This window comes from Bradyrhizobium sp. CIR48 (genome assembly GCF_014198315.1).
Classification (GTDB): domain Bacteria; phylum Pseudomonadota; class Alphaproteobacteria; order Rhizobiales; family Xanthobacteraceae; genus Bradyrhizobium.
The window spans coordinates 231,130-248,983 of sequence record NZ_JACIHG010000011.1 but is presented as its reverse complement, the minus strand read 5'-3'; the positions used below and the strand labels follow the sequence as shown (position 1 = coordinate 248,983).

Here is a 17,854-nt window from a genome sequence, read left to right as displayed (position 1 = left end):
CGCTATCATAGCGCTACCCGGCTCTCGCGCGCATGCGTCAATCAGGCGGTCTTCGTCGTATGCGTACGATGCGCAGTACGCCGGATCAACAGATATCGCTGATAGATCCGGATGCCCGTTCGATGGCCACCAGCGGACGCGGATCGGGTGTCGTCGGCTATAATGTCCAGGTCGCGGTGGACACCGCGACATCATCTGATTGTTACGCACGAGGTCATAAACGTCGGCCGACAACGGCCGCGCGCCGATCCTATCCGTTTGCACACAACCAAGACCCGGAACGGACATATCGGGATCACCGCTTCCAGAGAGGAAAAAAAGGCGCTTAGTGCCAGGCGGGAGATCGTAAATCAGACGCCGGCCGCCGCCTTCATCTCACCCGCAAGTTCATCGTAGCAGACCGTCCACGCCTCACGAACGGCGGGCGTGAGATCCTCTCCAAGCGCCTGTTCGAGGGTCCAGAGCAACGCTTCCCGCACCGCGTCGTAGTCGGCGAGCTTAACCCCGTACTCGACATGGGGGACGGCAAGGTCATGGATCGCGGGTGAAAGTTGATCCAGCGCGGGTAGATTGTAGACGACCATAGCGAGCATGGTCATTAGCTTGACGCCCTGAATACGCATGTTGTTTCTGAATAGCGGCCGGAAATTCGGATTGGTGGCGAATAGCCGCTCGTAGAACAACGCCCCGGCGACCTCAGGCATCGCCGCCAGCCGGGCGAAGGTGGTCTGAACAAGCTCCTGCTGCACAGCATCCACGATGTCATTTCCTTTGCGTGCGGGCGCGGCTCACTCGGCTGCGCGCGACACATGATAGCAATCGGATGCGAGACCTCAGGCGAATAAAAACGTCGTGCAACCCGACGCATCTCATTGGCGCGATTTCCGTGGGTCATTCACACGGAAGCAGTTGCGAGGTCGTCTCATTTAGCGCCAGGCAACGTCTCATCTAGCGCCAAGCTGGAGATCGCCCCGAGCGCATTCACGATGTGTCCTTTCCTGTCGTGCGCTGGCCATTCACTCGTCCTTGCGATGCCGCACGCAGCATGGTGGGCGGGCTACCGAACTCGCTTGCGAACGTGCGATAAAACGTCGCCATACTGTTGAACCCCCAGCCAAAAGCTATATCGATCACCGATCGTCCGGTTCCCGTCGCGTCGGCGATGGCGTCGCGGCACCGGAGCAGTCGCTCGCGCGAAACGTATCGGGCGAAACTGACATTGTTTGCCTCGAACAGGCGATGCAACTGGCGCGCCGAGATGCCGAGTGCGGCCGCGGCGCTGGCGGCGGTCAGGGAAGGATCGGCGAGATGCAGGTCGACGTAACGCTTGGCGGCCGCGAGCCGCGCCGATTGTAGCGAATCCCGCCCCCGATTGATGCCTTCGTTTGAGATGTTACAGCTCAGTGCCACGAGACCGCAGAGATTGCGCAGCACAGCTTCACCGTGTTCGTTGGAGAGCAGCGGGGCTTGCGCCTTCACCGCATCAATAGCTGCGCCGAGCAGCGAGCCGAGCGGCGAGGCACCGGCCAACCGAAACGGGCGCTCCAGTCGACCCCCGGTTATAATCGGCGAGAGTGCAGCCCACGGGATGATCAGCATATCGAACGACTCTGGGCCTTTCCATTCCGCGTTGAATTGCCATTCGGTCGAGCTTATGCAGAAATCACCGGGCTCATGAATCAGGTCGACTGGCGTGCTGCGTGCCGCGGCCCTCCAGATGACCGGCGCGCGAAATCGGCTGACGAAGAAAGCTTCAATCTTGTCCCTGGCAACGTCGGCCGCCGTCCGTTGGACCCTCTCAAGTCCCGAACTTATCTCCAGCAGCGCAAATTCGCCTGCAATCGATCCACTCGCTTCCGCGCGAAAGGCAGCGGGATCCGGAATCTCGCCCGGCGTGATGCTATGGGCCTGCTTCGCGAAATAGTCGCACCAGAACTTCACGCGGTCGCGCGGCGCAATATGGTCCGTGGAAAAATGGACTTGCATGATCATCCCGTGGGCCGACCAAATGCCTTGGAACCTAACTTAGACCGGTTACATCGGCAAAGCGAGGGTGCCAGACTTTGGGGGCTGCCACTTTTTAAGGGCGGATGTGGAGAGTTCCTTTGCGTCTCGGTTCCAGCGGCGAGCTGATCACCGCACCCGCCTCTCCGCGGCCTTAACTGAACGACAACCGAATGGCGATCGGCGCAAAATGAGACATCATGCGGCGCACGGTGAGACGACGGTAGTGACCTGCGAGACTATGCTTACTCAAATTCGAGTGTAAGGCCGAATAGGTCCTATGAACAAGGTGGGTACACAAAGGAGGTTGAAAATGGCAACCAACGCAACAAGCACGATGATTTTGGATGGCGACTTCGACAAAATCGACTTCCGAGGAGACGTCGTCGACGGGCACCTCGTCACAAAAGGAATTCTTGCAGACCAAGCGGCAATGGATTCTATCCCAGTAGGGATATACGTTCTCGAAAAGGATGCCACTGTCGTCAAGTGCAACAAAGCTGCAATCGCGGGTTGGGGACGCACGCCGTCTCTGGGAGCCTCGGAGAAGTATTGCGGGTCACACCTTCTGCGTTACCCTTCAGGAGAAGTGATGCCGCACGAACTTGCACCACCATCCGTGGTGATCAACAACGGCGCCACCGTTCGCAACGCCGATGTGATTTGCGAGCATCCCAACGGCAATCGTCTTCTGGCGCTCGTTAATGTCTTTCCGATTCGTGACAACGACGACGAAGTGATCGGAGCCGTCAACATTTTCCGTCACAATACCAGCAAGACTGTCCCTGGCTTACTCTCCGAGTCTGCAAATAATTCCGATTGCGAGATCGGTGAGGGAGAGGAGCAGTGAGGCTCCTTCGCCGCTTCGGGTTCCGTATTTCTTCATAGGGGCCTTCTCGGCATGTGGCGTACCAGAAGCTCAATGTTTGTCCGCCGCACCCGGCTGACCGCGTTTTCGGCCCGGGAAATTACAAGTTACGCTGACTAGGGCGCGCGGTGCTTTTGCGCGCGCCATGCTCTTGCGATGGAGGTAGCTGTGCGATCGAACGAGCGACGTGAACGAGAGCGTGAGTTGCGTGCCGCTGGGCGGCTGCCCCCAGGACAGTCGCTTACGCTCGAGTGGCCGGTGAAGCATGTGGGCCCGGTGCCGGTCTTTCGTCCCAAGACGTGGGATTTTCGAGTGTTCGGCCTGGTAGAGGAGCAACTGCGGCTTTCGTGGGAAGAACTTTCCAATCTGCCGCAGAGCGAAGTATTTGCGGACATGCACTGCGTCGTGCACTGGAGTCGGTTCGACAATCATTGGGAAGGATTGCTCGCCACAGAATTAATGAAGCGAGTGAAGCTGCGGCCAGAGGCGCGGCATGTGATGGTCCATGGCGAGAATAACCACACGGCAAACCTGCCAATCTCAGATTTTCTGCGCCCGACGACTATCTTCGCCCTGCGGCATAACGGCGAACTCCTTACGGCCGAGCATGGCTACCCGTTGCGCCTCGTGGTGCCAAACCTCTATGCGTATAAGAGCGTGAAGTGGGTACGCGGGATCGAGTTTTTGGATCGCGAATCGCCAGGCTTATGGGAATTTAACGGATATCACATCTACGGCGACCCATTCAAAGAGCAACGATCTTCGAGCTGAAACTCGGGACCGAAGCTGGCCGAGCGCCGGCAGCTGATTTCGCGGTCATGATGGGTTTTCATCCGATTTTGCGCGCTGCAGAGCCGATTGGACGCATCCGAGCAGAACCTCTTCGTCGATGGGCTTGGTCAGATAGCCTACGACGCCCTGACCCAGAACTCGAGTTCGCGCGCTGTCATCGGGGTAAGCCGTGATCAGAATTGTTGGTATGTCATAGCCAGATCCTACCAAGCGGCTATGCAATTCAGGCCCAGTCATGCGTGGCATGTGGACATCAACAATCAAACAGGAGGTATGGCGGACGTTAGGAGACGCCAAGAAATCCATTGCGGATGCAAAGGCCTCAGTCGTGAAGCCAACTGCCTGCATGAGACCCGCTAACGCCTCGCGAGATTGCTCATCATCATCGATGATCGAAATCTGAATCTCGCTAGACATATCCCCGCCTTCAATGCTGGGGATGCGGACCGCCGCATTTCGCGTTCCGTATCTCAAGAAGGGCACCGCGCGGATATCCAAGCATCGTACTATAACGAGAAGCGTTTGGACCCGCGATTATATTGTGGACGGGGGATGCCAGACCTCGGAATAATCGATGTTATACTTTAGAATAAGTGATTCAAAACTTCTGAATAGGTCAACCCGATTTGGGCCACTTCCGAACACGTGCGCTGATGCCAGGTCATTGCGCTCGACGCGTCAGGGAGGCGCTTCCGGCATCCATCAAAAGCATCAGTTGGTTTGCGCCTAAGCAATTTTCGCTGATGGAGACACCACAAAGCGATTAGGACGGTGGCAACTTTATACCAAGCATCTCCGCTATTCTGACAAGCTCGGCTAGCGATTGCGCACCCATCTTCTGCATCACGTGGCCGCGGTGCGCCTTCACAGTGATCTCAGCTACGCCTAGCTGGAAAGCGATCTGCTTGTTCTTTAAGCCAGAGGTCACGAGAGCCAGCACCTCTCGCTCGCGCGGGCTTAAACGTTGGAGACGCGATTTCAGGTCCGTAAGCCGCTGCTCGACCTTTCGCCGCGTCCGATCGCGCTCCAGCGCGATCGTCACCGCATCCAGCATGTCCTGATCGCGAAATGGCTTCGTCAGGAAATCGACAGCGCCTGCCTTCATCGCCTTAACCGACATCGGAATGTCGCCGTGACCGGTCATGAAGATGATGGGAATGGAAGCGTTCATTTTCGACAGCTCGGTTTGGAAGTCGAGACCGCCCAAGCCCGGCAATCTAACGTCAAGTACAAGGCAGCTCACCACGTCGGGTAATAATTCGCCTTCGAGAAGCTCCGCGGCCGACCCAAACAACTTGACCTTGAAGCCGACCGAGTTGAACAGATCTCCGAGTGAGTCGCGGAAGTCCCTGTCATCGTCAACGACGGCGATAGTTGGCTCCTCGGCTGCTGCACGCTTTTGAATAGAATGCTGCGCCACGAGATAATCTCTCCCAACTTCGTGTAAAAATATCACCTCCACGAAGGCCGTTCAACACATGAGAGGGGTTCCAGCGTGGAACGCCTTGGTTCGTGGGCCACGAGAAGGTTCGCCAATGTCCTCACCTCCACGCTGTAGCCGCCCGATGAAATGTCAGCTCACCTCACGCTCCGTTAGCAGCGACGGATTTAGGGAACCCGGGATCACTCGGTGGCGTTTGGGCGGGGCGGTCCCCTTTGCGCGCCGCTTCACCGTTACGTCGTGCGAACGGATGCTGCTAGGCCATCACTCGCAGATGCAGGTCTTCTTCCGGCTCGTGAGCTGCGTTCCTAAGGCGCCGAAAGCCAGACCGACCTCGACGCAATGAGAGGCCGAGATGCCTCGACGTTCCGAATAGCAACTTGGTCGCGACGTCGCAGGTCATTCATATGTCAAGGGAGGAGACACGCTTCGGCGGTAATCCGCCGGGGCAATTCCCGTCGCCTTCCGGAACGCCGTGGCGAACGCGCTACGACTGCTGAAGCCTACCGCCCGACCGATTTCTGTCATCGAGCCCGCTCGTTTTGCCAGCAGCAACTTGGCGTGCTCAACACGATGCTTAGTTTGGTACCGATGTGGCGGCATTCCGAGAGATTGCTTGAATACCCTGCAGAAATGATATGGGCTCAGACGAACGAGCTGCGCCAACGTGCCAATCGGTATCCGCTCATTGAGATGTTCCTGGATATAGGCGCTGACGAGGCGTTGCTGCCACGGTGCAAGGCCGCCTTGGAGCTGAGGTTGAATGCTGGGCATCCCGCAAGTGAAACGCACGATTTCATGTATGAGCAGAGTACCGAGACTCCCGAAGTACATCGGGTCTCCTGCACGGCTCTCGACGAACGCCTTCAGCTTGAGCGCGGTGTGCCAGAGCGCTTCGTCTTCAAATAGTATACGTGGAGCGTTCGGTAGGTCGGTGATGCCACGCTTATAAAGAACCTTCAGGTTCTCAGGTTCGAAGTAGAAGTACATGAGCCGCATCTGCGACCCGCGCAGCTCGTGCCAATCGTGAAATTCGCGGCCAGCCGGCACGAATGTCAGTTTCCGCTCGAGGTTTCGGAGCGCAGATCGCGGCAGACCTTCCACGAATGTCTCTCCTTCACTGCGCTCTCCCTTCTCGTACATCACGAGCATATGGACTGGAGCCCGAAAATGATTCTGGATTCTACCTCGTCCGGTGAATCGCAAGGATTCGGCCGTCATGCCATGCCCATTTACCTTGAAGCGTGCCACAGTGTCGGAAGGAGAGATTTCAACGACAGGATGGATCACGTCCGCCACGAGGTGACCATCTGATTGGCGAATTGTATCAAAAATGGAGCAGTCATGGTCGCCTTCAAAGTTTCGGGACGGGGTTATCGGGAGCAACACTTGCGATCTTGAAAGCTGTTGCAGATCGTCAGGGCCACGCGGCGAACGGCGTAGCGTCGTCGAATTCGTCCGTAAACGGACTTGGTGGAGTTCGGCTCCCAGTTTGGAGGTCGGAAGTAGTAGGGGGCCTTCTGGCATGGCTTCTCCTCTTCGCTCAAAGTGGGTTCGTGCTGTCAACTGACCGTCATTTGCTAGACACATGGGGTCGACCTCCGGGTGCCTATTCAAGACTCTTTAATTTCATTGTCGCGGTGTTTCTGCGTGGGCACTAGGCCGAGCGCCGGCTTTCTTCGCCCGAATCCGCGACGAACGGGTCGAGGTGAGCATGCCGTGTGATACCTTGGTCCTCAATAGCACTCGCATTTGCGCGTCTGACAGGAAGGGCCAAACGGGGATAAACTTTCGCGGAGCCGAGCTGCGACTTTCGTATATCCAGGCTTCGACTTAATTCACGCGCAGCTTCACATGGCCAACTCGGAGTCCTGAACCGTCGTGCGCGCCCCCGAGTTGGTTGGATGTCCCTGAGGATCGCGCGCATGCTACTGAGAAACACAAGACCAGAAATACCGGGCGGCGGTCCTAACCTGGAACGACTGTTCTTCAAGCGCTTATTGTTTGGCCTGGATCCAATTTTGGTGCAGCTCTAGTTTGCCGCGCCGGCTAGCAGGCCTGTAGCAAATCAATAATTCCGTACGCCCTACTTGGAGGCAAACTATGCAGTCGCCGAGCAAACTCGTCAGACACGGCAAATTAATCATTCGGAGGTGGTAGATCATCGCGTCCGCCCGAGCTTGCGACTTTGTGGCGAGTGCAATCGAAATGCGTCCCTAATCTTCGCGGTCACAACATCATAAGCTACTATACGCTTATCGTGATTGGTGCGAGATGGTTCTCACGAGTTCGGTCACGGGTTTGATTTTGACGGCGGCCCTTATGACCATGTCGATGGTGGAGTGCGGTAAGCTAACGGCTTCGGTCAATAGAAGCGGTTCGCCGAGCGGCGAGCGTCTTGACCTTTCGTATAGGACCCTTGCTGCATTTGGATGGCTGACCTGTACCGGGGTTCAATTGAGCCGGCGATCGCGATCATCGTATGTATGAGGCTGCGATGGTCCTCTCCCCCCGCCATCGCTGCCCACCTTGGGCGCCTCCCTAGACTTGGGCCGCTTGTGGCAACACAGGCGGCCTTCTTTTGTCTACGCCCATTCGGAATTAGACCGGCGTTGATTCAACCAATACCTCTGTACTGTCACTCGATACCCGCGCCCAATGGCGTCAATCACAAGACCCGTGCTAGCTGTTGATACGGAATGAAAAGCAACGGAACCGGCCCGCGAGCAGGCAGTTGCAGGATAGGGTCGGCGGCGTAGCGCCCGACCGACCTTTCCCCTGATTGAAACGTGCGTCGCCGATCCCGCAAGTGTCTCTAGTTCGACGGTTCGCTGCGGAGACGCCGGATCAAGCGGCGAGCCAGGAGCACCGATAGCCTTTGAGTGCTTCGACCGTCACCAAGACAGGCATGCGTCAGACGCGAGGCCGCTTATCGAAGTGATCGCGCACCCCCAGACGCTTTCCACATCCTCAATGCCAACTACGTGACTGCACAAAACCGAGCCTCAAAGCGTAGCCAAATTTTCTTCGTGCAAAATCAGCGTCAAGGAATCAAACCTCATCGGGCGGACGGCTCGATAGATTTGTCTAAACTCTGACCTTTGGGCATCGAAATGATAACTGAGGGTAATTTGCGAACCCGTGTCTCCTGTGATGCAATACTCATCTGCTTGCAGGCGACCCGAGAGCAGAGTCCTTTCGCGAGCCGCGTTCGGAAGCGAGTGAATTCCCCCGCCTGCAGATTGGCTTCGAGGAGAGCGAAATTTGAAGCTCAGCTTTAGCGTCTATAGCAATCCGGGCAACTTCGTGCGCATTACCGCAAAGCTGCTGCCGTCGCTTTGGGGTTCGACAGCCGTCGCGTTCGCGCTTGGTCTATTTGGAACGTTCGACGCGCCCCCCGACTATCAGCAAGGTGAGACGGCGCGAATAATGTTCATCCACGTCCCCGCCGCCTGGATAGCGATGCTCGCCTACACGTTGATGGTGGCGTCTGCGCTTGGATCGTTGGTATGGCGTCATCCACTCGCCGATGCGGCTCAAAAAGCGGCCGCACCCCTAGGCGCAGCTTTCACTTTCATCTGCCTGGTCACGGGCTCGTTGTGGGGCAAACCAATGTGGGGCACATATTGGGTCTGGGACGCACGGCTCACTTCCATGCTGGTTCTGCTTCTCATTTATCTCGGTCTCATCGCGCTCTGGCAGACAATCGAGGACCCGAGTAGAGCGGCACGAGCAGTTTCGATTATGACCCTGGTGGGTTTTATCGATATTCCGATTGTGAAGTTCTCGGTTGATTGGTGGAACACGCTCCACCAACCGGCGTCGGTGTTCCGGATGGAGGGCTCGGCGATTGCTGGCTCGATGCTATGGCCGCTGATCGTTATGGCGCTCGCATACACACTTTTGTTCGTGACTCTCCACGTTATGGCGGTTCGCAACGAGATCATGCGCCGCCGAGCCCGGCGGCTTGCGATCACGCTGGCGGTAAATGGCGAGGCGGCGATGACTCGTCTGCTGTCTGCCGAAATAGCTTCCTGAGGAGACCATGTTGCGGCATGACGGATTCATCATGGCGGCGTTTCTGGTGACGGGCACTGTTCTAGCCGGAATGATTGTAGCAGTGCTTATCGACTATCGCTTTCAGCGCCGTACCCTGTCTCGTCTTATTAATCACTCGGATCGGCGCGGTCGCGCATGAGCAATATCCCGGCCTCAATTCACCTATCGTCGAGTGCCACGCCGCCTCGACGCCGAGTGGCCCGCTTGTGGGTGGTTATCCCTTTATTGATTTTCTGCGGAATTGCGGCACTACTTCTAGTGCGGCTCGGGGCCGGAGACCCCTCACTCGTGCCCTCTGCTCTAATAGGCAGGTCAGTACCGCAATTTGCGCTGAAGCCGCTCGAAGGGCTTTCAACATCCGGTCCACCCGGCTTGTCGAGTGCAGATTTGCGGAGAGGGCACGTGACAATCTTGAACGTGTTTGCATCATGGTGTGTTGAGTGTCGGGAAGAAGAAGGGGCCCTAATGGCGTTGGCGAGCGACCCGACTCTGCGGCGACGGGGCGTGAAACTCACCGGCATTGTGTACAAGGACGATCCTAAAAATGCGTTGGCCTATCTCGTCGCTCACGGCAACCCGTTTGCACAGGTCGGCACTGACCGCTCGGGCCGAACGGGAATCGATTTCGGCGTCTATGGCGTTCCCGAGACCTACGTGATCAAGGGCGATGGCACAATCGCTTACAAGCTGGTTGGTGGCATCTCGGACGCAAGTCGGCCTGGTTTGATGGCGGCGATTGCCGAGGCGGCGCGTCCATGACGACTCCATTGCACTCCGCGATGGATGCAAGAAGGATCGGTTCTTGTCTCGGCGTCGTAGGGCTCCGTCCGCTTACATTGTTCGCAAAGTCCGACCGGACAATGAAGACGGCACAGTCGGTTAGCCCGAGCTTCAACGGCGGCAGATACCGGCGGATGATGCGATATGCGGTGGTGAGGACAAACGGAGGTCTTGAAACGTGCTGTGGGCCATTTTTGCAATGATGACGTCTTCGGTCGTGCTGGCGCTGGCGAGGTCGCTTTCCGAGCGGCGTGTGGTCGTTCGCGCTCACGATCCGAATGTGACGTTCTATCGCGATCTTCTGACTGAAGCGGATGAAGACTTGCGCTGCGGACTGCTAGCATCTGAAGATGCCGTGACGACTCGCGCCGAGATCGAGCGCCGGCTGCTCGCGTCACTCAACTCGGCATGCGAGGGCCGGCCGCATGCGTCCCGTCGTGGAGGTGAGCGACGCGGGGCGGCGGCTTTGGCGATCTTCTTAATGCTGCCGCTCGTCGCGCTCGCGTCGTACCTCAAGGTCGGCGCTCCCAGCCAACCTGACATGCCGATCGCATCGAGGCCGTCCAATGGAGATTTTAGCCTCGCTGCCGCGGTTCCTGACATCCACGCCGGCCAAGCCGGAGCTAACATTGCAGGGCTTCCTCCAGAGCAACGGAGCAACGCGATCCGGGGGATGGTAGCGGAGCTCGCCGAGAAACTCTCGAAGGACGGCCATCACCTTCAAGGATGGCTACAACTTATTAGGTCTTACGCGGCGTTGGGTGAGCGCGAGAAGGCCGAGGCGGCTGTCGCAAGCGCACGTGCTCAGCTAGCAGGCGATGAGCAAGCGTCGGCCAGCGTGGATGAACTCGTCAGACAGCTTCGTTTAGAGGAGTAGATCTTGACGCGAAAGGGCAGGCGCCTCGCCATCATCAGCGCAGCTGGCGTCACTTTGACGATCGCGATAGGGCTCATCCTGTTCGCGTTGCGAGACAGTATTGTCTTCTTTTATGGGCCGAGCGAACTGGCCGCAAAGGCGCCGCCACCAGGCACCCGGCTGCGCATCGGCGGCCTAGTGAAACGTGGCTCACTTACTCACGAGGGATCGTCGACTGTCGTCTTCGCGGTGACAGACCTAAAGCACGACATCGAGGTCAGCTACACCGGATTGTTGCCGGATCTCTTCCGTGAAGGACAGGGCGTCGTCGCCGAGGGCACCGTGGAAGGACCGAGCCGTTTTCATGCCGACACCGTGCTAGCAAAACACGACGAGCGATATATGCCCAAGGACCTGGCTGACAAGCTCAAGCAAGAAGGCACTTGGCGCAACGAAAGATCTGCGCGAGCGCAATAGCGCCGCGCGCCACGAAACATCCCAGCTGATGGGACCGACAAGATGATCATCGAAACCGGACATTACGCGCTCGCTTTGGCTCTTGCCGTCGCGCTGCTTCAATCAATTCTGCCGCTCTGGGGAACCCGTACTGGCGATTCGGCACTTACTTCAATCGCGGTCCCTGCCGCAATCACCCAGTTCCTGCTCTTGGGTTATGCCTTCGCAGCACTGACTTACGCTCACGTGGTGTCCGATTTCAGTCTCGTGATGGTCGCCGAGAACTCACTCACCACCAAACCACTTATATACAAAATCGCAGGGGTCTGGGGCAATCACGAAGGATCGATGCTGCTTTGGGTTCTGATTCTCGCGGTTTTTGGAGCGGCGGTGGCGATTTTCGAGCGCGGCATGTCGAACGAACTACGCGCGAATACGCTAGCGGTCCAGGGCTGGATCTCCCTTGCCTTCCTCTGTTTCATTCTGTTCACCTCCGATCCCTTCTTGCGACGATTTCCTGCGCCGTTTGAGGGCCAGGACCTTAATCCGCTGCTTCAAGACCCGGGCCTTGCCATACACCCGCCGCTCCTTTACGTCGGCTATGTCGGTTCTTCGATCGTGTTCTCCTTCGCGGTAGCCGCGCTGATCAGTGGCCGACTAGACGCCGCTTGGGCCCGCTACGTTCGGCCTTGGATACTGATCGCCTGGATCTTTTTGACGCTTGGCATCGCCATGGGCTCGTACTGGGCTTATTACACCCTTGGTTGGGGCGGATTCTGGTTCTGGGATCCGGTCGAAAACGCGTCATTGATGCCCTGGCTTGCGGGCACGGCGCTCCTCCATTCGGCTGCTGTCATGGAGAAACGTGAAGCCCTCAAGATTTGGACACTGTTGCTGGCGATACTTACGTTCTCGCTGTCGTTGCTGGGTACGTTCCTCGTGCGCTCGGGAGTACTGACCTCCGTCCATTCCTTCGCCAGCGATCCGGCTCGCGGCGTCTTCATCTTGGTCATACTGTCCGTATTCATCGGCGGGCCACTCGCGCTCTACGCATGGCGCGCACCTTCCCTGAGCCAGCGTAGCGTGTTCGCACCCTTCTCACGCGAGAGCACGCTGGCAGTCAATAATCTGCTGCTGACCACCTGCTGCGCTACGGTTCTGACCGGGACGCTCTATCCGCTCGCGCTTGAGGCTCTGACGGGGGACAAGATCTCAGTCGGCGCGCCGTTTTTCAATTTAACGCTCGGCCCGCTCGTAGTGCCTATCGTTCTGCTGATGCCGCTCGGTCAGTCGATCGCCTGGAAGCGCGGCGACCTGCTCGGCGCAGCGCAACGGGTGACGGTCGCAGCGTTGGGAGGTCTTGTAGTCTCCATTTTGCTCGTTGCCACCGTCCGCGGTGGCTCCGTCTTCGCTGCAGCCGGTCTCGGCCTTGCCGTCTACCTCATCGTTGGTGCGTTCACCGATGTGGCGTCGCGTATCTGGGCACGTGGGCAAGGCGGCCGGGTGATGCTAGCACGCGCGGTCGGGTTGCCGCGCTCCGCCTGGGGTACGGCGATCGCTCACGCGGGCCTCGGCTTGACACTCATGGGCTTGGCGGCGACGGGTTGGGGTGTGGAACGTATCGCGACCGTCAAGTTAGGCCAGAGGATCGATCTCGGCCCTTATCAAGCCACCATCGAGAATTTTCGATCGCGGCAGGGCCCGAACTATTCTGAACTCATCGGCCATACGGTCATCAGCCAGGGCGGCGCATACGTGGCCGCCGTCGATCCAGCCAAGCGGAGCTTTCCCACGCGACAGACAACCGTCACCGAGGCTGGCATCGTAACGCTGAGTTTTGGGCAGATCTACATTTCGCTTGGGGACCGCCACGCGGATGGTTCGATCGATGCGCGCCTGTTCTGGAAGCCGCTCGTGACGAGCATCTGGATCGGTGCGGTCATCATGGCGTTCGGTGGGATTGTGTCGTTGTCCGATAGACGCCTCCGAATTGGCTTCGCGCGCCGCGCGGCTCGCCTCCGCGTCGCCGACAGCGGCGCAGCGCCGGAGCCCGCCGAATGACGTGGCTTCGTCGCATTCTTCTGCTTTCGATCGTGCTCGCAAGCGTCGCCCCTAGCTTGGCAAGGGCGGTTCAGCCGGATGAAATTCTGACTAATCCGAAACTTGAGGCACGCGCGCGCGCTATTTCCGCCGGACTGCGCTGTCTGGTCTGTCAAAACCAGTCGATCGACGATTCCAAAGCAGAGCTCGCGCGGGACCTTCGCCTGCTGGTGCGCGAGCGCCTTAAGCTCGGAGAGAGTGACGAGCAGGTCCGCGATTTTCTGGTTAAGCGTTACGGAAACTTTATCCTGCTGAAACCGCCACTCGACTTGGAAACCGCTCTCCTTTGGGGAATGCCGGCTTTCGTGCTCGCGGCGGGCGCGATCGCTCTCCTGTTCGGATTGCGCCGCCAACAATCCACGCCAGCGGCACCATTGAGCCAAGCCGAGCGGGATCGGCTTGCCGCTGTGTTTGACTCCGATACTCCGCTATAGGCTCGTTCTGAGGTCAAGCGGCCTTCAACTAGCTTCGGGTAAGGCCGAAGTCGTTCCACATAGGTGGCGCCCGAAAGAAAACTCTGTCGTCGCACGCGCTCATTACTCTCCCGCGCTACGAAGTGCTGCGGCCGCAGCTATCGGAGCGAGCGCGATGGACGCGAGTCCGAGCGCGCAGAGGACCAAGAACGGTGTCAAAAAGGGCGTTGTGGCACTTTGCGCCGCGGAGACACCGAAGATCAGCACCGGCACGGCTAGTGGTACGACGAGGATCGATAGCAACAGACCGCCGCGCCGCAGGGTGACAGTAAGAGACGCCCCGATCGCCCCCAGAAAGGTGAAGGCCGGCGTACCAACCAACAACGTTGCGGCAACCGATCGGAGGGCGGAACCATCCAAATCCAACATCAGGCCAAACAGAGGCGAGAGCATAACGAGCGGTAGCCCCGTCACAAACCAGTGGGCGATGCACTTCACAAGAACAATGAGTTCTAGGGGCGCCGGCGACAGGAGCATCTGGTCCAGCGAACCGTCCTCTTGATCCGCCTGAAATAGACGATCGAGGCCTAATAGACTCGCGAGAAGTGCTGCTATCCATAGAATTGCTGGGCCGATCCGCGACAGCAAGCGTAGGTCAGGTCCGATCGCGAAAGGTACGACCGTCACAAGGCTGAGGAAAAAGACCAGACCGAGAATCCCACCTCCACCGATGCGGCGGGCTAGCATGAGGTCGCGAAGAAAAACGACGAGGAGAATACGGGTCATGGTGCCCATCCGGCATCGCCATTGCGTCGAGACCGCTCCGCTGAAATCGGAAAAGCAGAGTGATCTCTTCTCTCCCGACCTCGAGACAGACCGCTATGTAGGGTGCGACCGCACTTCAGCGAAATGGCCATCATTTGGTTCCAAGTCTGACTTGGACTGTCCCTCGCAGACCAAGAGGTTCGTGGGTCGCGGCCAGTGTCAATCCTCCGCCTTCGAGATGGCTGGCGACGATAGTCTTCAGCAAGGCGCGCGCGTGCCGGTCGAGCGCTGTTAGCGGTTCGTCGAGTAACCATAGAGGACGATCGACGATTAAGAGCCGGGCCAATGCGACACGGCGACGCTGCCCCGCGGAAAGATAGCCGACAGGCAGATCGAGAACGTGGGCCAACTCCATGCGGTCCAGCGCCTCTAACGGGGTTCGGCGGTCTCGCCCCAAAAATCCCAGGCCGATGTCGAGGTTCTCGCGGGCGGTCAACGACGATTTCAACCCGTCGAGATGGCCCACGTAGTGGAGGCGTTCTGCCAGGGGCGCCGGATCCGTGGCTTCGGACTCCACCCATGACATGCGGCCGGATCCTAGTGGAAAAAAGCCGGCGATCGCCCGCAAGAGTGTAGATTTGCCCACTCCGTTGGGACCGGTCACTTCGGCGATTTGGCCCGCGCTTAGTCGCAAAGACATCCCGTCGAGCAGGATGCGCTCGCCGCGCGCGACGGACAGATCTTCGATCAGCAGATGGGATCGCTGCCTAATATCCATGTTCAGTCCTCGTTGTCCGTTGTTTCGTTGTGATCGTTTTCAACGAACCCTCATTTGGAGGGCTTATCGAAATGAACGATGGTTCGGGACAAACGTGTTCGAGCGGCGACATGGGGGAGAACAGCCCAGGAGGCCGAGGAGGTTCGCTCGTCGGGGCTGCCCATTAAACGGATGCGAGCCAGATCTTGAACGCTGAGGGCAGGATGGGCCACGCGATCGCCCCTACAAACGTGAAAGCGATGTTGCATTGCCCAGCTTGCTGCCTCGCTGCACCACCGGGAACGCCCGACGCCCTTCCCTTGTACGCTGCGCCGTCGATTAGCCGACGCCCTGCCGACGAAGCCGCAGGCGGTCGCGGGAGTGTTCCCAATCACGGCTCTCAGTAAAGAGAAAGGGCCTCCCAGGTCTCAGCGAGCGCAGCCGCGAGTTCAGCTATATGGGTATCCGCGTGGTATGGCGACGGCGTGATGCGCAGCCGCTCTGTCCCACGCGGGACCGTAGGATAGTTGATCGGCTGGATATAGATGGCGTGGCGCTGTAGAAGGCGATCGGCTGCCGCCTTGCACAATTCCGCATCGCCGACGATCACAGGCACGATGTGGGTTCCGGTCCGGAGAACCGGAAGCCCGGCGGCTTGGAGCGCCTCTTTCGTTGCAGCGGCCTGTCGTTGGTGTGCTTCGCGCTCGGCAGACGAGTGTTTCAGATAGCGAACAGATGCACGCGCTGCGGCGGCAATCGGTGGAGGGAGGGCGGTCGTGAAGATGAATCCGGGCGCGAAGCTGCGCACCGCATCGCAAATAGATCGCGACGCCGAGATATAGCCGCCAATGCAGCCAAATCCCTTGGCGAGAGTACCCTCGATCACCGTCAAGCGGTGCATCACACCCTCGCGCTCGCTAATTCCGCCGCCGCGAGCGCCGTAGAGGCCGACCGCGTGAACCTCATCAAGGTAGGTCATCGCCCCATACCGCTCGGCAAGGTCGCAGATTGCGCCGATCGGCGCCACATCGCCGTCCATTGAGTAGACCGATTCGAACACGACGAGCTTGGGGCGGCTTCCCGCCTCGCGAAGCAAGGCCTCAAGGTGACCAAGATCGTTGTGGCGGAAAATTCGCTTTTCGCAACCTGATTGACGGATGCCTTCGATAATCGAATTGTGGTTGAATGCATCAGAAAAGATTACGCACTCTGGGATCAGCTTACCGATCGTGGAGATGCTGGCCTGGTTCGATACGTAGCCGGAGGTGAAGACGAGACTGGCCTCCTTGCCGTGCAAATCAGCAAGTTCGCCCTCTAAATCAACCAAGGGCGAACTATTTCCCGCGATGTTGCGAGTTCCACCTGCTCCTGCACCGCAGCGGTGTGCCGTCGCTGTCAGCGCGCTCACAACCTCCGGATGTTGTCCCATGCCCAGATAATCATTCGAGCACCAAACCGTGATTTCAGTAACGGATCCGTCGAGGCGGCGCCATTTGGCGGTAGGGAAGCGACCGGAGACGCGTTCGATGTTAGCGAAGACGCGATAACGTTGTTCTTCGCGCAGGCGCTCAAGAGAGCCACGAAAATGGTGTTCGTATGTTTCGGCCGCACAATTGACGGCGCCCTTAACGAAGGTTGCGGTGGACGTCGTCAACGCTCGTTTCATGCACAACATGTCCGCACACGAATGTGTGTTCGCACACGAATGTCCATTACCGGAGCTTCCGTGCGCTGGATGCTTCGCTTGACGCTCAGCTGATGTGTCGAGATCTTCCATGTCAACCTTCCCTATCCGTCGCTCGAGCATAGGTCGACCATAGCCCATCACGCAGAGCACTTCGCACTCGTCTCAGTTATGATTTTAAAATCCTCCGGTTATGATCGAGCGTCGCTGCCTGAGGCAGCTCAGACCTAGGCTAGCCTCCTGTCCTTTTTGCATGGTGCGCACGCCGCCCGGACGCAAAATCCCCCTGGTCGCGACTTGGTACCGGACGTTAAGTCAACTGTACGACCAGATCAGCGAGATGGTTCGTCGCTCATCGCATTCTAAGATGCCGCCCAGATCATAGTCCAAGCCGCTCGTGGCTGTTCACCAGCGAAGAGCTGGGCGATCCGGATCGGCAGCCGGGTCGAAGTGAACAAAGAACGCCTGCCGACTGGTAGTGTCATGCACCCATTGTTTGATCTAGGAGGCCTCTTCAGCGCTGGCGCGGTGAGGTGTCGCCAATCGAGACACTATGCCTTCTCGCGAAGTGCCTCCACCGACACGCTGGACATTAGCTCGTAAGCTGCGGTGACGCGACAATCGCTCGGAGTAGGCAGAGGCAAGCCGCGAGCGAGTGGACGACGCTAAAAGGGATTGAGTGATCGGGGCTCGGTATCGGCCGAGAAACTGCACTGGCCCCTTCCGTGGGATCGCGTGCGACATTTGGAACAACAAGAATTGGACACTCAATGGCCCAATCTGCAGATGAGCAAAGAGTCTAGCTCATCAGCAAGGACTGGACATGGCCATTAGTCGCAACTCACTGCGCCGGGTTGCGAGGGAACAGAAAGATCCGAT

General features: G+C 58.4%; 17 protein-coding genes and 1 pseudogene. 10 read left to right on the top strand and 8 right to left on the bottom strand.

Translation table 11 applies throughout. The features are described 5' to 3' along the window. Positions 1 to 80 precede the first annotated feature (80 nt). Positions 81 to 237: pseudogene (locus GGD66_RS30830) on the top strand (IS5/IS1182 family transposase); the annotation flags it as partial. A gap of 113 nt (positions 238 to 350) precedes the next feature. On the opposite strand, the gene GGD66_RS30825 reads toward GGD66_RS30830, so the two are convergent. Together GGD66_RS30825 and GGD66_RS30820 are read right to left on the bottom strand one after the other, a co-directional pair. Continuing rightward, a complete protein-coding gene (locus GGD66_RS30825) occupies positions 351 to 758 on the bottom strand; it encodes a globin domain-containing protein (RefSeq protein ID WP_312014203.1) in 408 nt (135 codons plus the stop codon). Between the two features lie 223 nt (positions 759 to 981). Beyond that, a complete protein-coding gene (locus tag GGD66_RS30820) occupies positions 982 to 1,992 on the bottom strand; it encodes a helix-turn-helix domain-containing protein (RefSeq protein ID WP_183260098.1) in 1,011 nt (336 codons plus the stop codon). Positions 1,993 to 2,317: 325 nt separating this feature from the next. Between GGD66_RS30820 and GGD66_RS30815 the strand changes: the two genes are divergently transcribed. Together GGD66_RS30815 and GGD66_RS30810 are read left to right on the top strand one after the other, a co-directional pair. Beyond that, positions 2,318 to 2,854, top strand: coding sequence for a PAS domain-containing protein (locus GGD66_RS30815; RefSeq protein ID WP_183260096.1), 537 nt, complete (start codon positions 2,318 to 2,320; stop codon positions 2,852 to 2,854). Between the two features lie 276 nt (positions 2,855 to 3,130). After that, positions 3,131 to 3,643, top strand: coding sequence for a molybdopterin-dependent oxidoreductase (locus tag GGD66_RS30810; RefSeq protein WP_245473822.1), 513 nt, complete (start codon positions 3,131 to 3,133; stop codon positions 3,641 to 3,643). Between the two features lie 45 nt (positions 3,644 to 3,688). Here GGD66_RS30810 and GGD66_RS30805 read toward each other — a convergent pair whose 3' ends face one another. The 3 genes from GGD66_RS30805 to GGD66_RS30795 all read right to left on the bottom strand — a co-directional run bounded on the left by GGD66_RS30805 (position 3,689) and on the right by GGD66_RS30795 (position 6,632). Then, on the bottom strand, positions 3,689 to 4,081 hold the full coding sequence (locus GGD66_RS30805) for a response regulator transcription factor (RefSeq protein ID WP_183260094.1): 393 nt from the start codon (positions 4,079 to 4,081) through the stop codon (positions 3,689 to 3,691). Positions 4,082 to 4,427: 346 nt separating this feature from the next. Then, on the bottom strand, positions 4,428 to 5,084 hold the full coding sequence (locus GGD66_RS30800; RefSeq protein ID WP_128935414.1) for a response regulator transcription factor: 657 nt from the start codon (positions 5,082 to 5,084) through the stop codon (positions 4,428 to 4,430). 420 nt (positions 5,085 to 5,504) lie between these two features. Continuing rightward, on the bottom strand, positions 5,505 to 6,632 hold the full coding sequence (locus GGD66_RS30795) for an AraC family transcriptional regulator (RefSeq protein ID WP_183260091.1): 1,128 nt from the start codon (positions 6,630 to 6,632) through the stop codon (positions 5,505 to 5,507). Positions 6,633 to 8,369: 1,737 nt separating this feature from the next. Here GGD66_RS30795 and GGD66_RS30790 point away from each other — a divergent pair. The 7 genes from GGD66_RS30790 (at position 8,370) to GGD66_RS30760 (ending at position 13,790) form a co-directional block, all read left to right on the top strand. Then, complete coding sequence (locus tag GGD66_RS30790) at positions 8,370 to 9,143, top strand: heme ABC transporter permease (protein ID WP_183260089.1); 774 nt, start codon at positions 8,370 to 8,372, stop codon at positions 9,141 to 9,143. A gap of 7 nt (positions 9,144 to 9,150) precedes the next feature. Beyond that, on the top strand, positions 9,151 to 9,303 hold the full coding sequence (gene ccmD, locus GGD66_RS42085) for a heme exporter protein CcmD (protein ID WP_128935411.1): 153 nt from the start codon (positions 9,151 to 9,153) through the stop codon (positions 9,301 to 9,303). Next, positions 9,300 to 9,923, top strand: coding sequence for a DsbE family thiol:disulfide interchange protein (locus GGD66_RS30780; RefSeq protein WP_183260087.1), 624 nt, complete (start codon positions 9,300 to 9,302; stop codon positions 9,921 to 9,923). Before ccmD ends, GGD66_RS30780 begins: the two co-directional genes overlap by 4 nt. 199 nt (positions 9,924 to 10,122) lie before the next feature. After that, on the top strand, positions 10,123 to 10,821 hold the full coding sequence (gene ccmI / locus GGD66_RS30775; protein WP_183260085.1) for a c-type cytochrome biogenesis protein CcmI: 699 nt from the start codon (positions 10,123 to 10,125) through the stop codon (positions 10,819 to 10,821). A gap of 3 nt (positions 10,822 to 10,824) precedes the next feature. After that, on the top strand, positions 10,825 to 11,277 hold the full coding sequence (gene ccmE, locus GGD66_RS30770) for a cytochrome c maturation protein CcmE (protein ID WP_128935408.1): 453 nt from the start codon (positions 10,825 to 10,827) through the stop codon (positions 11,275 to 11,277). Positions 11,278 to 11,319: 42 nt separating this feature from the next. Continuing rightward, the gene (locus tag GGD66_RS30765; protein WP_183260083.1) at positions 11,320 to 13,317 is read left to right on the top strand and encodes a heme lyase CcmF/NrfE family subunit; all 1,998 of its coding nucleotides are present in this window, start codon (positions 11,320 to 11,322) and stop codon (positions 13,315 to 13,317) included. Further along, the gene (locus GGD66_RS30760) at positions 13,314 to 13,790 is read left to right on the top strand and encodes a cytochrome c-type biogenesis protein (protein WP_128935406.1); all 477 of its coding nucleotides are present in this window, start codon (positions 13,314 to 13,316) and stop codon (positions 13,788 to 13,790) included. The genes GGD66_RS30765 and GGD66_RS30760 overlap by 4 nt, the downstream gene beginning before the upstream one ends. A 102-nt stretch (positions 13,791 to 13,892) precedes the next feature. Here GGD66_RS30760 and ccmB read toward each other — a convergent pair whose 3' ends face one another. The 3 genes from ccmB to hemA form a co-directional block, all read right to left on the bottom strand. Beyond that, positions 13,893 to 14,555 (bottom strand): heme exporter protein CcmB, encoded by a 663-nt coding sequence (ccmB, locus tag GGD66_RS30755; protein ID WP_141934460.1) that lies wholly within the window; start codon positions 14,553 to 14,555, stop codon positions 13,893 to 13,895. Positions 14,556 to 14,685: 130 nt separating this feature from the next. Further along, the gene (gene ccmA, locus GGD66_RS30750) at positions 14,686 to 15,312 is read right to left on the bottom strand and encodes a heme ABC exporter ATP-binding protein CcmA (protein WP_128935404.1); all 627 of its coding nucleotides are present in this window, start codon (positions 15,310 to 15,312) and stop codon (positions 14,686 to 14,688) included. A gap of 379 nt (positions 15,313 to 15,691) precedes the next feature. Continuing rightward, the gene (hemA, locus tag GGD66_RS30745) at positions 15,692 to 16,957 is read right to left on the bottom strand and encodes a 5-aminolevulinate synthase (RefSeq protein WP_246789037.1); all 1,266 of its coding nucleotides are present in this window, start codon (positions 16,955 to 16,957) and stop codon (positions 15,692 to 15,694) included. Positions 16,958 to 17,854: the final 897 nt, after the last annotated feature.

Coding starts and splice junctions, on each gene's coding strand:
- GGD66_RS30820 (WP_183260098.1), bottom strand. CDS start 1,992: ATGATCATGCAAGTCCATTTTTCCACGGACCATATTGCGCCGCGCGAC.
- GGD66_RS30815 (WP_183260096.1), top strand. CDS start 2,318: ATGGCAACCAACGCAACAAGCACGATGATTTTGGATGGCGACTTCGAC.
- GGD66_RS30805 (WP_183260094.1), bottom strand. CDS start 4,081: ATGTCTAGCGAGATTCAGATTTCGATCATCGATGATGATGAGCAATCT.
- GGD66_RS30795 (WP_183260091.1), bottom strand. CDS start 6,632: ATGCCAGAAGGCCCCCTACTACTTCCGACCTCCAAACTGGGAGCCGAA.
- ccmD (WP_128935411.1), top strand. CDS start 9,151: ATGTTGCGGCATGACGGATTCATCATGGCGGCGTTTCTGGTGACGGGC.
- GGD66_RS30780 (WP_183260087.1), top strand. CDS start 9,300: ATGAGCAATATCCCGGCCTCAATTCACCTATCGTCGAGTGCCACGCCG.
- GGD66_RS30765 (WP_183260083.1), top strand. CDS start 11,320: ATGATCATCGAAACCGGACATTACGCGCTCGCTTTGGCTCTTGCCGTC.
- GGD66_RS30760 (WP_128935406.1), top strand. CDS start 13,314: ATGACGTGGCTTCGTCGCATTCTTCTGCTTTCGATCGTGCTCGCAAGC.
- ccmB (WP_141934460.1), bottom strand. CDS start 14,555: ATGACCCGTATTCTCCTCGTCGTTTTTCTTCGCGACCTCATGCTAGCC.
- ccmA (WP_128935404.1), bottom strand. CDS start 15,312: ATGGATATTAGGCAGCGATCCCATCTGCTGATCGAAGATCTGTCCGTC.
- hemA (WP_246789037.1), bottom strand. CDS start 16,957: ATGAAACGAGCGTTGACGACGTCCACCGCAACCTTCGTTAAGGGCGCC.